The organism is Ahrensia sp. 13_GOM-1096m (genome assembly GCF_000620605.1).
Classification (GTDB): Bacteria; Pseudomonadota; Alphaproteobacteria; order Rhizobiales; family Rhizobiaceae; genus Ahrensia; species Ahrensia kielensis.
The window spans coordinates 434,932-452,467 of record NZ_KK211156.1 but is presented as its reverse complement, the minus strand read 5'-3'; the positions used below and the strand labels follow the sequence as shown (position 1 = coordinate 452,467).

The 17,536-nt window shown below is 47.4% G+C and carries 7 protein-coding genes; 3 read left to right on the top strand and 4 right to left on the bottom strand.

What is annotated here, in order from left to right:
- The first annotated feature begins 115 nt into the window (after positions 1 to 115).
- From N530_RS18375 to N530_RS18370, 3 genes are read left to right on the top strand one after another with little or no spacing between them, the layout of a single operon-like run.
- Complete coding sequence (locus tag N530_RS18375; RefSeq protein WP_051541013.1) at positions 116 to 1,663, top strand: oligosaccharide flippase family protein; 1,548 nt, start codon at positions 116 to 118, stop codon at positions 1,661 to 1,663.
- 3 nt (positions 1,664 to 1,666) lie between these two features.
- Positions 1,667 to 2,485 (top strand): methyltransferase, TIGR04325 family, encoded by an 819-nt coding sequence (locus N530_RS0115905; RefSeq protein WP_026481520.1) that lies wholly within the window; start codon positions 1,667 to 1,669, stop codon positions 2,483 to 2,485.
- Between the two features lie 39 nt (positions 2,486 to 2,524).
- Positions 2,525 to 3,274: a 4'-phosphopantetheinyl transferase superfamily protein gene (locus tag N530_RS18370; protein ID WP_051541012.1), complete on the top strand. Its 750-nt coding sequence runs from the start codon at positions 2,525 to 2,527 to the stop codon at positions 3,272 to 3,274.
- A 2-nt stretch (positions 3,275 to 3,276) separates the two neighbouring features.
- Here the strand turns inward: N530_RS18370 and N530_RS0115895 are convergent, their stop codons facing one another.
- Genes N530_RS0115895 through N530_RS0115880 form a run of 4 tightly spaced genes read right to left on the bottom strand, consistent with a single transcriptional unit; the run spans position 3,277 to position 17,346 of the window.
- Positions 3,277 to 4,848: a hypothetical protein gene (locus N530_RS0115895; protein ID WP_026481518.1), complete on the bottom strand. Its 1,572-nt coding sequence runs from the start codon at positions 4,846 to 4,848 to the stop codon at positions 3,277 to 3,279.
- Positions 4,845 to 7,355: a condensation domain-containing protein gene (locus N530_RS0115890; protein WP_026481517.1), complete on the bottom strand. Its 2,511-nt coding sequence runs from the start codon at positions 7,353 to 7,355 to the stop codon at positions 4,845 to 4,847. Before N530_RS0115890 ends, N530_RS0115895 begins: the two co-directional genes overlap by 4 nt.
- Positions 7,352 to 15,397 carry a hybrid non-ribosomal peptide synthetase/type I polyketide synthase gene (locus N530_RS0115885; protein ID WP_081774004.1) on the bottom strand — a complete coding sequence of 2,682 codons (8,046 nt, stop codon included), beginning with the start codon at positions 15,395 to 15,397 and terminating at the stop codon, positions 7,352 to 7,354. The genes N530_RS0115890 and N530_RS0115885 overlap by 4 nt, the downstream gene beginning before the upstream one ends.
- Positions 15,394 to 17,346, bottom strand: coding sequence for a non-ribosomal peptide synthetase (locus N530_RS0115880; protein WP_051541011.1), 1,953 nt, complete (start codon positions 17,344 to 17,346; stop codon positions 15,394 to 15,396). Before N530_RS0115880 ends, N530_RS0115885 begins: the two co-directional genes overlap by 4 nt.
- Positions 17,347 to 17,536 lie beyond the last annotated feature (190 nt).

The window sequence follows — 17,536 nt, the reverse complement described above, 5'->3', positions numbered from 1 at the left end:
ATTTCACTCTGCAAAATCCGGCTTACCAGCCCCACATAAGTTTGAGCTTACACACTCTTAGAAACCTCAAAAATTGGGTGAGTACGGCAATACTTGGTAATGCGGGTTATGTGTGATGTCAGCGTTCATATATCACATCCGCCATACATGCACCAATGGTCTATGGCGAAAGCGCATACCGGCTTCTTTCAGCAGTTTGCTGGGTGATGGTTCATGGACTATCTTTTGCAAGATTTATGCCCAAGTCATACAATTATCTATTTTTATATTTGCCGCACACATATTAGCACCCGCAGAATTTGGTTTTTTCGCTTTTGCCTCTGCCATTGCTGTCATTCTTGTTGTCTTGTCAGAAGGCGGATGGCGGGAATTCATTCTAAAAACGCGTGACTGCACCCATAAATTTAATGATGTGGCAACAATTTCGATGATTGCAGCTGTGTTTTTTACCGCAGTCGCTCTGTCTATTGCTGCTGTTCTGGCTTTTTATTTCGATCAGGTCTGGGAAGGACAGCTGGTAGCATTTTTTAGCTTATGGATTCTGCCTGCAGCACTCTCTGCTATTTATGAAGGTTTATTAATTTCGAAACCTAACGTCAAAGCGCATTCCTTACTTCGCATATCAGGCGAGACAATAGGTATATTCGTCGCTGTTGGCGGACTTTGGGTAGGTTGGAATGTCGCCGCTTTGGTCGCAGGACGCCTTACCATGCAGCTCACTTATTTGCTAGGTGCGATGGTCACAACAAAATGGGTTCCCCGTTTTTCTTTTGAACGAAAATTTGCAAAAGAGTTGTTTGATTTTTCAAAACACATCCTTCTAAACCGGATCATGTTACAGATCCGATCTTACGCTGGTACCCTAGTAATCGGAACGGCTCTGGGTCTGGCTGAAGCGGGATTATTCCGCGCTGCTGAACGCATTGTTGCAGCTATTTCAGAACTTATTGGAGACGCAGCACGTATGCTCGCCTGGATCATACTAAGGCGTGCTGATAGAGAAACGGAAAAAGGTCAATCCAATCTGAGTGTCATTGGAAAAGTCGGCACGAGCTTTTTAATTGTACTGACAGCAATTGCGACACCAATCTTTCTAGGTTTAGCTCTTGTCTCTAACGATCTCGTTCGCGTTCTACTTGGTGACAAATGGGCGCCGGCAGGCGCTATCGTCGCGCTCTTATGCTTCAAACAAATTTTCCTAATGCCAAGTTTCATAACCGAGACACTTTTATCAATCACTGGCAATCTAAAAAAAATGCCCCCAGTTGTAATCTTCAATGTGTGTGTGTCTGTCGGTATGATATTGATCTGCGCACCGTTCGGAGTACTTGCGATAGCTGCTGGGCAATTCATCGCGGCTATGATTGCATTTGGTACAACATTGCATTTACAAGGACGCTATGGCGGTGTGGCTTGGGCTCAAATATTTCGCGAGTCATTCGTGATTCTAGTGGCAGCAGCATTGATGTCCATTGCCGCTTACATCGTTGGTTTACTGAGTGCAGCTTGGAGCCCGACAACAACGATTGTATTACAAACGGCTGCTGGCGCAATGGTTTACTTTCTAATCTTATTTGCAACGGCAAGAGCTCGTTTTAACAAACTAGGGCCGCAATTGGGTATCAATGCCCCGCCTCCAAAAGCTGTTGTGCAGGAGACTTGAGCTATGGCAAATACATTTGATTTGTCTCAAGGAAATAGCTACACGCATTACCTTCGCCGTGCTGTAAAAAAACTCATCACATTTTTCAAAATGTTACATGGCCGCATGCATTATTTTGGTCTTGGGCCCATGCGATTTACAGGAGTCTTTGACACATATGATGACGCATTCCAATATGCCCAAACGAAAACGCGAGCAGGTTATGACAATGAAGAAATAGTACATGTGTCATTTACCACAATGTGCGAATTGGCCCCTTGGGATTATCCTGTTCTCTTTTGGCTTCAAAGAATTATGGAAGACAATAATTCGATTGTTGATGCGGGTGGACACATGGGCACGAAATACCGCGCTTTTCAAAACTATCTCCCATTTGACGAGCACACGAAATGGACAGTGTATGACTTACCCGCCATTGTGCGGGCAGGCAGAAAAAGAGCCCTTCTGGACGGACTTCAAAACTTAACATTTTGCGATGATATAACTCATTTAAATCATGCCGATATTTTTTTAGGTTCCGGCCTTATGCAATATATCAACGAACCTTTATCCGAAGTTTTACATCGCATGAAGTCTCTACCGCAACACATCATTCTTAACAAAGTTGCCTTTCACGACAGTGGACATCTGGTGACGCTTGAAAATATTGGGGGCGTACTCGTTCCTTACCAAATGCGCAACGAGCGTGAATTTTACCGTGAAATTACAGCGCTCGGATATCAGCTTGTTGACGAGTGGAATATCCCTTCCCTCATGCGCAAAATCGATACACATCCTGAAATAGGACTAAGCACAGTTAAGGGTTTTTACTTTAAGCTTTAAGGCACACAATCTGCTGAATTGGACGAGGAAAATCATGCCATGCACTATGTTCTCTCATCCCAATATGAACAATGCGAAAGCAATATAGACCGCACGACCGAGATTGATATTTGGATTTGGCCGCTGATTGGCTCATCGCTAAATTTGAACAAAATGGAAACTCTTCTAAGTGCCGATGAGACCACTCGTGCGCGGCGTTTCGTCAAACCAATTGATAGCGCGCGGTTCATTATCGCACGGGGCACTTTACGAAAAATACTGGCATTATACTGCCAAATAAATCCACAGAGCATATCTTTTAACTACAATAAATACGGTAAGCCGACACTTGGGTTTTGTCATTTTCGCCCTGTACATTTCAACCTTAGCCATAGCGGCAATTATGCTGTACTAGCCGTGTCAAATCAGTGTGAAATTGGCGTTGATATCGAAGAAATAAAACCATTTCATGAAGATATCGCCACACGCTTTTTTTCGACCAATGAATGCGCTGTACTCGCCAACATTAAAAACGAAGATTACCTTGAGGCATTCTACAGGTGTTGGACTCGCAAAGAAGCATTCGTCAAAGCCCATGGCACCGGCCTTACACTTCCACTTAATTCATTTGATGTGACTGTTCATAAATTCCTCGCCCCCAAGATCACACGCTTGGAAGGTTTAGTAGAGCCTTGGCACGAATGGAATTTAATGAATATCAATGTGCCTGACACATATACCGGGGCTGTAGTAGCACATACAATGGCTCACAATACGTGCCTAGTATATCGTGATTTCCAAGCCCTCTAGATTCAATTTCCGACACGGGCATCAACCACATAGCGCCCGCCCGCAGCATCAAAATGATGGCAGCCATAAATCTTGTTATTGAAATTAGGCTCTATGCTTCTGATGCAATGTTCTTGATAATTATTGATGCTCAAGTCATCGATCTGCATGATGTTCAAGCCATAGCCATAGATCCCATAGGCATTTCGTTGTGAAGGTCTGAGCAAGAAACCATTGCACTCGACGACACGTCCGGCATTCCTTGCTTCAAGGCTGCCCATGACGACAGGGTTATGCTTATGTGGTATCACCGTGTTCAACTTAGGGCCATCCACTTGGAAAACATAAAGCTCGCTGCAGTGATCTTCAAATGCGTGAAAGTCTGACAGGTTCGTGAAAAGCCACCACTTTCCACGATGCTTGGTCAACACATTATCGGCCGCAGATTTACCTTCCAGAGCTGTTGAATAAAGTTCCCATTTCAAAGGAAAATCGACGCAACGCCAGATTTCCACGCGATGAGAAGCATGTGTTTCCGGCATCATGAATACGTTACCAGCGTCTTCAAAGACGAATGGAAACGATAAATGATATCCACAAACCAGAGCTGGTCCTAAAGGCACCAACTCGTCTCCCTCCAAGCGGCCGACGGCGATATGCGCTTTTTTCTCACCATCCAGAAAAGTTTCGTAGAACACATAATCGGTCCCACCCTGCGCAAACAAAAATGGATCAGCTTTGACAGCTTTGCTCGATGATGAAATTTCGGCACTTGAGGATAAGTCAAATTTATCAATCGACCCAAGTCCTGTGTACAGCGTCCAGAGCGCTGTTTCGACACCGAATTTTTCTACGGCCATTTTAAGTCCACGCCGCGCCAATTGCGCTATTAACATCGTAATATATTTGATTGTGGCACCATTAGATGGCGCTGCTGAACAAGATGGAAGTTGCTTTTGCTCCGTCGCAATTTGCCCGGTGACCGCAAGGCGGTTGAGTTCACGCATCGCCATTGTGACAGCGCGTTCTTTGATAAAAGCGCTGCTTCTTGCGCCGCTGAATTTTATGTTAAATGCGGCTGAAGCAATCCTTTTGATTTTGCCTGCGTCCGTACGATTAATGAGTACAAGTTCGCTCGCAGCTTCATTGTTTATGATTGCAGCGTACCCGAACCAGTCGGCAACATCATCAAGTTCATCACAGAAGTTAAACCGCCATTCGCCAAAAGTGACATTTGCCAAAACGCCGGCTGGAAGCCTTTCTGAAATGCAGTTAAAAACAATATCCGCTTTGAGTTCATTCATCTTGCGCTCAACAGTTTTATCCGTTGCGCTACATTTCAACTGTTCAAAATCTGTGACCGCAGAATAATCCGGCATGTGCAGCAAAAGCTTTTTTTCGAATTTGGCAAATAGTTCAAATATCCGCGATGTTTTGCGACTTGCCGTCTGCATCGCTTTTTCAATGATTGCGACGACCTCCAGATGCGGCGTTGTTACGATCCTGTCGATCAAGCGCTTTTGCCAAATTTCTAGAACCTTAGACGCATCACAAACAAAAACTATCCGTAGAGGCTTGGTGTCTGGCAACCTCATGAAAACATGCCCAGCTTGTCAGATAAAAGCTGAGCAATTGTTCGCGTGCCGCCACGAGTGAGTGAGTCCTCGTGCCAACCTACCAGCTCAACAACGGGTTCATTTATCATCCCGCTAACAATCCAACCAAAATGGGCTTTCTTGGCAAGTGGGTGAATAGCCTGGCTTTTGAAAAGCTGCATGGAATCATCAAGGTTACGGTCGCCATTATGTTGCAGAGAACTATTAACAAGCAGCCTTGTTACGGCACCATTGATGATGTCCTCATGCGTTTGTTCGCCAGCTTTTATACCGAATATTCTGATAATTTCTTGTGTGACTTTAAACCTTTTCATGAAGCCAAGCAGATGTTCTTGGCCACGAACAAGTCGCGATATGAAATGCGTTGTACGGCGAATGCGTTTTGATCGACGAAATTTTTTTAGTTCCGGTTCAGTGAGACGCGTAAAATAACTTGGCTCCCAACTATCAATAATACCTGTAAAGCGTACATCTCTGTGCTTAGCACGCAACTGGCGTGTAACTTCAATTGCCAAATTGCCGTTCACACAAAGTCCAATGAGTGCGAGAGGAACCTCCTCAGGTACTGTATCAATTATTGTAATTACTTGTGCCGCAAGTTCTGAAAATGTTTTTTTCTTTAGCGCGTCATCAATATCAGTGTTGAATAAATTGAGATTATAAACCGCCACATCATCAGGCAAATCCTTTGCCAAGCGGTAATATAGAAATGGATGGTTCAACGTAAAGACAGCTGCTTGATGTCCCTTTTTATAGGTTACGAGATCCCAAGGATTGGCATCCGGCACGGCCGGCTTTTCGGTTTGTGTACTCATCGCGATCGAAGAGGCAAATTCAGCAATGGTAGGCGCTGCAAAGAGCGTTGCCAGACTAGTTTTTAAACTCAGTTCGTTTTGCACAGCGCTAATCATTCGCATTGCCAGAAGAGAATGACCGCCTAGTTCAAAGAAATTATCTGCATCCTGAATATTATCTACGTGGAGTACTGCTGACCATATCACCCGAACGGCCTCAAGGATTTGCGATCCCGCATGGTCATTTGAATCTGTTTGTAAAAAGTCGGTATCATCCAAGCTATTGAATTTTTCTTCGATATGAGCGGTGTGAATGGCTTCATTAGATGCAATTTCGCACAGCTTGGCGACAATAACTTCAGGCTCGGCTAAGACGCATTCATAGGTCTCCTGCCACAATTGAAGCAGCTTTGATGCTGTGTTTTTTTCAAACAAATCCGAATTATATTCCAGCGACAGCCGCCATCCATCCGGACGGCCAACCATAAAGAAGTTCAAATCGTAGATCGCACCCGGGGACAATGATGGCGCGCTGATAAGATCAAACTCTCCATATTTGTGATCTTCCAGAAATGCTTTTTGCAGGTTGAAATTGATGGAAACAATCGGATTGCGTGAGGCATCGCGCACCGGATTGAGCAACTCAACAAGTTTATTAAACGGCATACGTTGATGATCGATAACCGCCGTTACCGCGCCGCCAACAGATTTGACATGGTCAACGAATTTCATAGTGTCATCCACGTCGATTCGCAGCACCAAACTATTGATAAAAACACCGATTAGATGTTCCAAGTCCACATCATCACGTCCGGCGATCTGAATGCCAAAGCTAATATCGCGCTCGTTAGTGATCCGGTGTAGAACCAAACTTAAAACAGCACTTCCCATAACAAATTCAGACACATTGAGCTGACGCGCAAGCGCACTAACTTTGGCGCTAAATTCAATCGGCTGCTGCAGAGAAACAATATCGCCATTATGCGTGACAACTGGCGGACGTGGTTTGTCGCTTTTTACTTCAAAGTAATGGCCATCGCCCAATTTTTCAGTCCAAAATGCGATCTCAGAATCGAAGCCGCAGCTGCCCATATATTCTTTTTGCCAAAGGGCAAAGTCACCATATTGAAGCGGAAGCTCAACAAGATTAGGCGCACGACCATCCTCAATCGCAGCAGAAATTTCACCAATCTCACGTCCAAGAATACGGATCGACCAACCATCGAACACGATATGGTGCGCTGTCGTCATAAGCATGCCGCGCTTTTCATCCAGCAACAAAAGAGAGGCACGGATTAGCTCTGCTTGCTCCAAATTGAATGGTGCGCGCGCCATCTTTTTGGCAATTGATTTTAGCCGCGTATCACGCCCTTCGGCTGACATACCGCGCAGATCAATCACTGAAAGTTTAAATGGCTTCGGCTCGACAAGTTCTTGAACGGGTGTCCCGCCAATATTTACAAATCTGGTGCGTAGCCCCTCATGGCGCTCTATAACTTTCTGATATGCTTTTTCGATTGACGATGCTTTGAACTTTCCCCGTAGCTCCCAACAAATGGCAACATTGTAAGCCGGATTACCAGGATCAAGCTGGTCTAAAATCCACCATCGCAATTGTTCCTGCGTGCAAGGAAACGATGCCAGGGCCGGTTGATTTTCATATGATTGATTGAGGACAGTCGCTTGGCTCATAGTGGCACCCCATCACGCGAAACACGCCCTGCGCCATTTCTAAAATCACGCAATGATGGTGCCGTTTTAGGTGCGTAACCGACTTTTTTTGCTTTTTGCTCTCCTGCAAATTTTGCCAATTGCGTGATTGAGGGATAACGAAGCAGATGTTTAGCTTCCAGTCCCAGTCCGCTATCCAGCATGCGTGAAGCAATACGGAATATACTCAACGAATCTGCGCCAAGTGCGTAAATATCATCATTCACGTCAATCTCATTTTGAGCCAAAACATCCAGCCAAATCATGTGCAACGCTTTTTCGATTTCAGTCGATGGAAGTGTTTTGTCCTTTTTTACGCTTTTCTTTGGAACGCCCATTTCTTGAAGCGCTTTGCGGTCCAGTTTCCCGTTTCCCGTTTGTGGGAATGCATCCAGAACAACCCAGGCAGCCGGCACCATATGCGAAGGTAATTCGCGTTTGGCGAAGGCCGCTAATTCGTCCAGTTGGGGCACAGTGTTTGAATTTTGCGCCAATACATAAGCCACCAAATGTTTATCGCCGCCGCTATTGGTGCTTACGACTGCCGCGCATCGCCGGACGCCAGGCGCTGCCATAACGACACTTTCAATATCGTCAAGTTCTATTCGGTAACCGCGTAATTTTACCTGATTATCCTGCCGACCCAGCAATTGGATGGAACCATCGGCAAGCCTTCGTCCAACATCACCTGTTCTGTAAAGTCGTTCTAGTTCACCTTTCCCCAGGTCGAGATCCACAAAAGCCTTTTGAGTTAAATCAGCACGGCCAAAATAGCCATTGGCAAGGCCATCGCCAGCAATCAACAGCTCACCGATAACCCCGATTGGTGCAATCTGGTTTTGCCGATTGACTATATGAAGTTGAGTATTTGCGATTGGGTGACCAATGGTGATCGGCTGGGTAATATCTTCAATACGGTGTAACGATGACCAGATCGACGTCTCGGTCGGGCCGTACATATTCCATAATTGTCCACCCAAACCGGCTAATTTTTCTGCCAGATCTACCGGCAGTGGTTCACCGCCGGACAACATTTTAAGTGAAGCGTTCTTTTCAAGCCCAGCCTCCACTAACATCCGCCAAAGCGTTGGCGTTGCTTGTAAGATTGTGACCTCATTTTTCTTAATCAGATCAAGAAGTTCAAAACCGTCTTGCACTTGAGCACGGTCAGCGATGATGCTCTTTGCACCGGTAATCAATGGCAAATAAATTTCGAGCGCGGCAATATCAAATGAAATGGTCGTAACGGCAAGCAGGCTATCCGTAGCTTTACAGCCCGGTTCAGCAGCCATCGACATCATAAAATTGGCAAGCGCCTTATGTCCAACCTCAACACCCTTTGGCGTACCAGTCGAGCCGGATGTAAAAATAATGTAGGCAGGCGCAGCATCTGCAGGGTTACACGCATTTGGTGCGGTTTCTTTTTGTGCTTTTATGAATTCTTTATCAGTTTCAAGATGAATTGTTACGGCATCTTTCGGCGCCAGCAACGCCATCTCATCAGTGTCGCACAGGACGCCTGCAATTTCTGCGGTCTGTAGCGTTTGCAACAAGCGGCCTTCAGGATGCGCCGTATCCATCGGCACATAGGTGTGACCGGCTTTCATGACCGCCAAAAGTGCGACAACCATATCCAAAGAGCGTTCGAGCAAAATTGCAATTCGTTGCCCCGCCTTAGGCAGTGAATTTTGTAAATGATGCGCAAGTCTATTTGAAGCTATATCCAACTGCGCATAGGTCAGTGACCTGCCTTTATGAACAACGGCGACTGCCTGCGGTGTTTCAGCAGCATTTTGCGCAAACAATTTATGAACGAACATATCCTGATCGAATGCGCACTCAGTATCATTGAGAGTCTCAGCAAGCCATTTTCTTTCGCTCACTGTTAAAAGCGGCAATTGCCCTATCGGTATTGTAGTATCCTGTGCAATTGCTTTTGCCAGACACGTAAAGTGCCCGATCCAACGATCAACTGTTGCGGCATCCAAAACATCGGAATTATAATCAACATCAATACGAATCCCATCAGCGCTTTCAATCATATTAAGGAACATATCGAAATTTGCGAACGCCTTGGCGTTTGGTTGAATTGATACATCCAGTGCACCAAAGTCAACATTTTCTCCTATGCGTTCCAGATTAAACTGAATTTCGGTAAGCGGAAGACGTCGCGGATCACGTGCGACACCAAGTTTGCGAAGCAACGTACCGTATGTGTAATCCTGATGATCGAAAGCATCGAGCACAGTGCGCTGTACTTGCTTCAGATGCGCTTCAAATGATTGATCTGGCGTAACATTCGAGCGTATCGGCAGTAAATTGACGCAATGGCCAACAAGCGTTTGCTTTTCAAGCAACGACTGCCCTGCTGACGGTATGGCCACCACAATGTCATTGCTCCCGGACATATGTGCTATCATGACTTGCAGCGTGCCAAGAAGTGTTGAGAACAAAGTCGCGCCAGCTTTTCCGCCAGCTTTTTTGATCGCCAAATAGGTTTCCCGATCAATATAACCCGTACGGGTTCCGCCATTATATGTTTTGTATTCTGGATGCGGCCGGTCAAGCGGCATATCAATTACATTGGGAAGCGTGCTGAATTGGCCACACCAATATTTTTCCGCCTTGATTTCCACATGGCCGCGTGAAGAACGCGCAGCCGCATAACGCCCAAAGGATTCAGCTTGTTCAAAATCAGCGGCCGCATTGGCCAGTGCAGCACGATAGGCCTCGCCAATCTCTTGGGTAATGATGTTGCAAGACCAGCCGTCACATACAATATGGTGGGCTGTAAAGACAAGTTTCGTAATGTCTTCATTAATGCGAACGAATGATACGCGAACAAGTGGCCCCTCCACCATATGGAAGGCGTTGTTAGCTTCAGCTTCAAGAATATTAGCAAACGCGGCCTTGGCGTCATCGCTCTCTTGTAGATCAATTCGGGTGATGCTGATTTCAAAATCAGTTGCAAATTGGGAAAAACTGCCATCCCGCGTAAACCGGGTATGCAGAGCATCATGACGCGCGATTACAGTATTGATCGCAGACAATAATGCGCTTTCGTCAAGATTCCCTCTAAAGTTGATTGTAAAGGACTCATTGAATGCACATGAGGCCTCATCGCCTGCTTGTGCAGCCAACCAAATCTCTTTTTGCGCTTCCGTTAAAGGGGCTGATCTTGGCATTTCATCAGGCTGGATTTGTGAATTTTCTAAAGCGATTGAAGCTTGAACCGTCTTGCCTTCCGGTAACAAAATACCGACAGATTGCAGAGCATCAACACTGTCTCTAAATGCGGCGGCGACCGCTTTAAAATCGTCTTCGCTGTGAGCCGTTGTCAAAAAGCAGGCATAACCTTCGATCACATGAACACCGCGCAAACGCAATTGCGGATACATGAGCGATCCAAGCTGATCGGCAGCAGAAAAATTGGTTGAGAACCAACTGGAATAGCCTTCGATGCAATCATGAAGTCCGCGCGCCGCAAGATCCTCTTTAATTTCTTCAACAAGCGCCACTGTGCGCTTGGCAACACGCGAATAAAGTTCCGCACCCGCCTCGCTGTCAATATAATTAAGAGTGGCTTTGATCGCCGCCAATATGAGCGGATGCCGGACAAAAGTTCCGGCGAAAAAGGTTGGCGCAACCATCGGCACACTATCGTCGCCATAGTTCCAGACACCACCGTCCAACGCGCCCATAAAGCGAGTGTTTCCGGCCAAAATGCCAATCGGCATCCCGCCGCCCAACACTTTGCCATATGTAGCCATATCAGCCTTAATGTCCCATATTGCCTGCATACCTCCGCGATGAACCCTAAAGCCTGTAACAACCTCGTCAAACACCAGCGCAAACTTTTTTTCAGTCGCAATCTCACGGATCGTTCGAACAAACGCCATGGGCTGATTTTCAGGATGACGGCTCTGTATGGGTTCAACGACAACGGCGGCTATCTCATCAGCATTGTCACGAATCCAATCAAGGCTCTCCTGTGCACCATATTTCAACACCGTCATGTTCGTCAGTGAGGTCGCAGGTATGCCAGTTGCAATCGGCAGCGCTACCGGCGTTCCGGCCCGCTTACTCCCCTTCACAAGCACTTCATCAAATTGCCCGTGATAATCATTGGCAAAAACAACAACGCGGTCATTGCCCGTGACAGATCGTGCAACACGCATCGCAGCCATAACGGCCTCAGAACCCGTATTACAAAACGTGACACGTTCCTGTCCGGTCATTTCGGCTAACTTATCAGCAACTTCCCCGGCAAGTGTGCTTTGAGGACCAATAGCAAAACCAAGCTGCATTTGAGCATTGATCGCATCAATCACAAAATCTTGCGAGTGACCAAATGCGGTTTGCCCGTAGCCGGACACCAGATCGATATATTCATTGCCGTCAATGTCCCAAATGCGGGAACCTTTTGAACGGTCTGCAACAATCGGAAACACCATCTCTTTCCACTCGTCGCGAAAGCCTGATGCGGTGCGCGGGTCAGCCAAATGCTCGCGGTGACTGGCAACATAGGATTTTGATTTCGGATTTTTCGCGACATAGGCTTTGACCAGATCATCAATTAACCGGGCCTTTTCCGGTGCCATTTGTGCTTCCTCGGAACGACTCTTTGGTTTGTAGATTTTGAAGCGGTCGGTACCATATTCATTAACATCTTCCAGCGTCTTTGCCTGTACATTGGCAACTGCAAGGGACCTACTTGGATTATCCGCTGCCAATGGGGGCAATGGCGGCGCAAACGTTTGGGGCAAAACGCCATGTCCGGCCCCCTGCAGTGTCTGGAGTTGTTGAGAAAACAGGTTTTGAGCAAGTTGAAGCTGTTGCTGAATTATACTTTCTATACCGCTTGCAGAATTGAGAACTGGTGCTGGTGCCGAAACGGGTTGCACGACATTAGGCGCAGGTTTGCTGACTTCCAATGCTGACGGCGCAGCCTCTTGAACAGCAACTTCAACCGTTTCAGCTGGCATTTGCGCATCCAAATACGCAGCAAGATCAGCAACACTGGGAATGTTAGACAAAAGTTCGCGGAACGACAATTTCACTTTAAATTGCTTTTCCACTTTTTGTGCAAACTGACCGATAAACAGAGAGTCAAAACCCAGCTCAAGATAGGTCGCTGTGCTGTCGTCAGTCTCATAGTTTTCACCGGACATTTCCGACAATAAAGCAAGCAATGAAGTTGTCAGGGCAGGAATCCGGTTTTGCGGAATAACGCGCGTGCTTACATTCATGGTAACGGGCTCCTTAGCGACTTGAGCTAATGACGGTAAAGCGGCTTCATTTGTTTGAGCTTGCGCCTTATTTTGATGTTCCGGCTCATCAATCCAGTGGCGTTGACGTTGGAAAGGATAAGTTGGCAACTCAATTTTTCGCGTTTCATCGCCTTCATATTGTGGCCAGTTTATACTGCACCCAGCTATCCAAATACGGCCATGGGTCTGCGCAATGATCTCGTCGGCATCGGCTTTATTCTCATATTCAGGCAGAGATTGAAGCACCCCGGCCAGTGTTTTTCGAGAAATCGATTGTGTCGCAAAAGTTGATAGCGCCCTTCCCGGGCCAACTTCCAAAAGCATCGGCTCTTGGCCTTCGCAAAGTGTTTTGAGACCTTTTGCAAACTCGACTGCCTCGCGGCAATGCCGTGCCCAATAGTCCGGCGAAGAAGACTGCTCGTCATTTTGCCAGGTTCCTGTGACGCACGAAATAAATGGAATCGTGACTTTGCCGTAAGTCACTTTTGCTGTTTCCCTCCGCAATTCTTTTACAGCATCTTCCATCATTGCTGAGTGAAAGGCATGGGACGTGTGCAAGCGGCTGAACGCAATGCCTGCGCGTGCAAAATTTTCACATGCCCTATCAACAGCATCAAACGGTCCTGAAATCACGCATAATTCCGGCGCATTGCGCGCGGCGATTTCCACATTTTTAGGAAGCGTCGGCATTATTGCTTCTGCATTGCTGCGCACAGAAACCATCGCGCCTTGCTGTTGATCGCGCATGAGCGCCCCACGCGCTTCCACAAGCCGCACACCATCGTTAAACGAGATGACATTCGATAGAGCAGCAGCGACAAATTCTCCAACACTATGGCCTATCATCGCATGAGGTTGAACACCCCTGCTCATCCATAAACGCGCCAGCGCATATTCGACCAGATAAAGGCAGGGTTGAGCAATATGGGTTTCGCGTTGCTGTTCGGTTTGTTCAGGTGTTGCCTGATCCGCGTGGCAAATGAAGTCTCGAATATCAAATTTTAGCAACGGCTTCAATTGCTCTGCACCAAGATCAATCCACCGTGCAAATTCCGGCTCACTTTGGTGTAATGCCGCGCCCATGCCGATATATTGAGCGCCTTGCCCCGGAAACATGAAGATAACCGGAGGCGATACTTTAGAGGCATTTGAACTTGGCAGGCGTGCACCGACAAGCTTCTCAGCCGCCTCCTCTATAGTTGATGCAACAGCAACACTTCTTTGCTCAAAGACATGACGATGATGCTGTAGAGTGTGGGCAACTGAACGCAGCGAAATATCCGGTGTTTCACGGAGGTGCTGCGCAAGGTTCTCCCGCATTTCCGACAAAGCGTAGTCATCGCGCGCGGACAACGGCAGAATGAATTTTCCTTTATCAGCAGAGCTTTCAGCTTCAACTTGCGGCGCTTCTTCCAACACCAGATGCACATTGGTGCCACCAAAGCCAAGCGAGCTGACCCCTGCGCGCCGCGGGCTGCTACCTGCGTCCCATACTTCTGTGTTTAAAGGCACCCAAAAGCGATCATTGCCGAGCGCCAGCTTCGGATTGGGCGATGTATAATTGGCCATTTTGGGAATAGTGGCATTCTTGACCGCGAGCGCTGCTTTGATCAGCCCGCATATGCCCGCAGCAGCATCTGAATGACCGATATTGCCTTTGAGTGAACCGAGCGCGCACCTATCGCCTTCAGCACCATAAGCGCTGCGAATACAGCTAAACTCAATAGGATCGCCCAACGGCGTTGCTGTGCCGTGACATTCGATAAACCCAATGCTTGCCGGATCAACATCGGCATTTGCAAGTGCGGTCGCTATAACATCGGTTTGACCGCTGACACTGGGCGCCGTGAAGCCAATTTTGTCGGCACCGTCATTATTAACACCAAAGCCGCGGATGACAGCGACGATGTTATCCTTGTCCGCAATGGAATCATCCAGCCGCTTTAATAAAACTACACCAGCTGCACTGCCAAATACCGTGCCGTCTGCTTTTTCGTCAAACGGTCTGCACGTACCTGACTGCGAAACAATACCCCCTTCCTGAGCAATATAACCGCGCTTCTGCGGAACGGTGATGGAGACCCCGCCTGCCAGTGCCATATCACAAGTATAGGTCTGCAAGTTCATGCACGCTTGGGTCACAGATAATAGGGATGTGGAGCATGCCGATTGAATACTGAAAGCCGGACCGCGTAAGTTCAATTTATAAGACACCCGCATAGCCAATGCTTCATTCAGCGAACCTACCCGCTCATTGTAGCAACTGACCGGATAGCCGGTCGTAAATTCCTCAATCTTATCTCTGCTGCCCAACACATTATGCATCATGTAGGTTGGCAATGTTGCTCCGGCAAACACACCAATCAGCCCGGCATAATCAAAAGGATCATAACCTGCGCTTTCCAGCGCTTCCCAACAGATTTCGAGAAATACACGCTGCTGTGGATCAGTGCTTGCAGTTTCTGCCGGATACATGCCGAAAAATCCGGCATCGAAATTTTCAATGTCTTCCAAAGCTGGACGGACAGGCACATAATCCGGCGATTGACGGTCGGCCTGACTGACCACATCCTTGGCGGATTCTACGGGAAACCGTTCAAAGACACTTTTGCCATCGCAAATCATTTTCCAAAGTTCGTCCGTTGTTTTAACACCCGGAAACCGCCCCGCCATCGAGATGATCGCAATTGCATCAGATGGAAGCGATGATTTCTCGCCGGTAATGCAGCCGAGCAATGTGCTGTGCTTGTTCATGATACGCACCTGTTTGTGTTGCGGACCGTGAGCATGGATTTGCGCCGTAAAACTGAGCGTTGGGCAGGCGTTATCCGGTCGTCTGATGATCCGGCATCGCCGCGCAAATAGGCACCCAGCGCGCTGATGGTTGTATGGCGGAAAAGCTCAATCACATTTATTTGGCGGTTAAGCTCGGCTTCAATAGAAGCGTGGAGACGCAAGAGGTGCAGTGATGACGCACCTAGATCGAATAGATTTTTAGTGATATCCGTAACTCGCTCACCTAAAATCCCTTCAAGCAATGCGCATAAAAGGTCTTCTATAGTATCTCCGCTTTTGGCCGGCAGTTCGCTGTTTATATCCGCGCTTTGCGGTAGTTTTGCCCGATCGATTTTGCCTGCCCTGTTCAGCGGCAATTCTTCCAAAACAATGGCTAATGCGGGCACCATAAAATCGGGCAGTGTATCTTTTAGCCTTGAAATGGTGGCTTGCGCAAATAGCTCTTTGTTGACCGGCATCCCGACGATTGGACGTAGATAGGCAACCAACCTCTTGTTCAGTCCCTCGCCTTGGCATTCGACCGCACATTCTGAAAGTGTGTCGTTGCGGCGCAATGCGGCCTCAATTGCATCCAGTTCAATGCGCTTGCCGTTGATTTTGACCTGACGATCCGTTCTGCCTTTGAAAATAACGGTGCCGTCTTGCTCCAATATCGCATTATCACCGGTCAAGTAGGCCTGCACCATTCCGCTGGCGGTTTTCAATTCGATAAATTTTGCAGCAGTTAATTCGGGACGTTTCAAATAGCCGTGCGCGACACCATCGCCGGAAATGACCAATTGGCCTTCACAGCCATGCGGCAAAATATTCAAATCCGTGTCAACAATATGAATGCCTCTGTGAGAAATCGCCGGACCAATCGGCATAAAGTTTGCTTCAAAATCGGCTGGCACCACAAAGCCGGTAGCGTGCGTTGTTGTTTCTGTTGGACCATAAGAATTGATGAGGCACACATGCGGTAAACGATTTAAAAAGCGTCGCGCATGTTCAGCCGAACCAACCTCACCGCCAAAAAGCATTTGACGGAGGTGCGGCAACTCAGGTTTTGCATAATCTGCAAACAGATTAAAAAGCCCTGTCGTCAACCAGGCGAATGTCACGTTCTCGGACCGCATGACCCCGGCAAGCCGTGAGACCGATAATGTCTCATCAGGAACGCCAATAATGGTTGCCCCATTAGTCAGCGATCCCCAAATCTCAGTTGTTGCAACATCAAATGACACGCTTGCGCAATGCAGCACACGGTCGCTCGAGCGATATTCAATCTGGTTTTGTTCAACGACCGAACACATGATGCCGCGGTGCGGAATAAGCACGCCTTTCGGTTTTCCTGTCGAACCCGATGTGTACATTAGATAGGCAATATCCCCGCCGACTATCTGGGGCATAACCCAAGTGGCAGCCGCATCGAGATCAAGCTTCTTGATTACCTCATTAAGGTTTAATACCGCGCCGCTTTGGTTATCCATTTTGGCAATGCGTTGCCGGTCATGGTCTCGGACAAGAATAATTTTCGCATCGCATTCACTCATTATAAAATTTATGTGCGCATCGGGATAACCAGGATCAATCGGTACATAGGCTGCGCCTGCCTTCAAAATGGCAAGCATGGCGATCACTGTCTGAATGCTGCGCGGAACGAGAAGAGCGATGAAATCTCCCTTTCTTATGCCTGACCGGACCAGCGTTTGCGCCAACGCGGACGATACTGTGTCCAGATCGCGATAACTGAGAGAAACATCGTCAAAAATAACTGCTGTTTTGTCCGGATAACGCTCTACGGTTGCCTCAAAATAAGCAGGAACACTCCGGTCACGATTATAGGTGTTTTTTGCAAAATTGACCATATCCGCATGCGCCATGTCTGACATTTCCTGCCGTTCGCATTGTTGTTCCAATAATTGCATTAAGATTCTCCGGTTTACCTCCGTCAAAAACGACTGCTGTCTTTAAAAGCCGTTTGACGAAGATTGTAGATTGTCATGTGTGCTTGATAAGAACAGATGATCTTAGGGCTAATCGGCGTTGGCCGAACCTAGCCAAACGGATAGATAATGAACGCAATACGCGTTATTTCGCTGCAAGTGTTAGAACACC

What these genes read in the sequence shown, in the direction of transcription:
- N530_RS18375 (WP_051541013.1), top strand. Translation starts at nt 116, where the DNA reads ATGTCAGCGTTCATATATCACATCCGCCATACATGCACCAATGGTCTA.
- N530_RS0115905 (WP_026481520.1), top strand. Translation starts at nt 1,667, where the DNA reads ATGGCAAATACATTTGATTTGTCTCAAGGAAATAGCTACACGCATTAC.
- N530_RS18370 (WP_051541012.1), top strand. Translation starts at nt 2,525, where the DNA reads ATGCACTATGTTCTCTCATCCCAATATGAACAATGCGAAAGCAATATA.
- N530_RS0115895 (WP_026481518.1), bottom strand. Translation starts at nt 4,848, where the DNA reads ATGAGGTTGCCAGACACCAAGCCTCTACGGATAGTTTTTGTTTGTGAT.
- N530_RS0115890 (WP_026481517.1), bottom strand. Translation starts at nt 7,355, where the DNA reads ATGAGCCAAGCGACTGTCCTCAATCAATCATATGAAAATCAACCGGCC.
- N530_RS0115885 (WP_081774004.1), bottom strand. Translation starts at nt 15,397, where the DNA reads ATGAACAAGCACAGCACATTGCTCGGCTGCATTACCGGCGAGAAATCA.
- N530_RS0115880 (WP_051541011.1), bottom strand. Translation starts at nt 17,346, where the DNA reads ATGCAATTATTGGAACAACAATGCGAACGGCAGGAAATGTCAGACATG.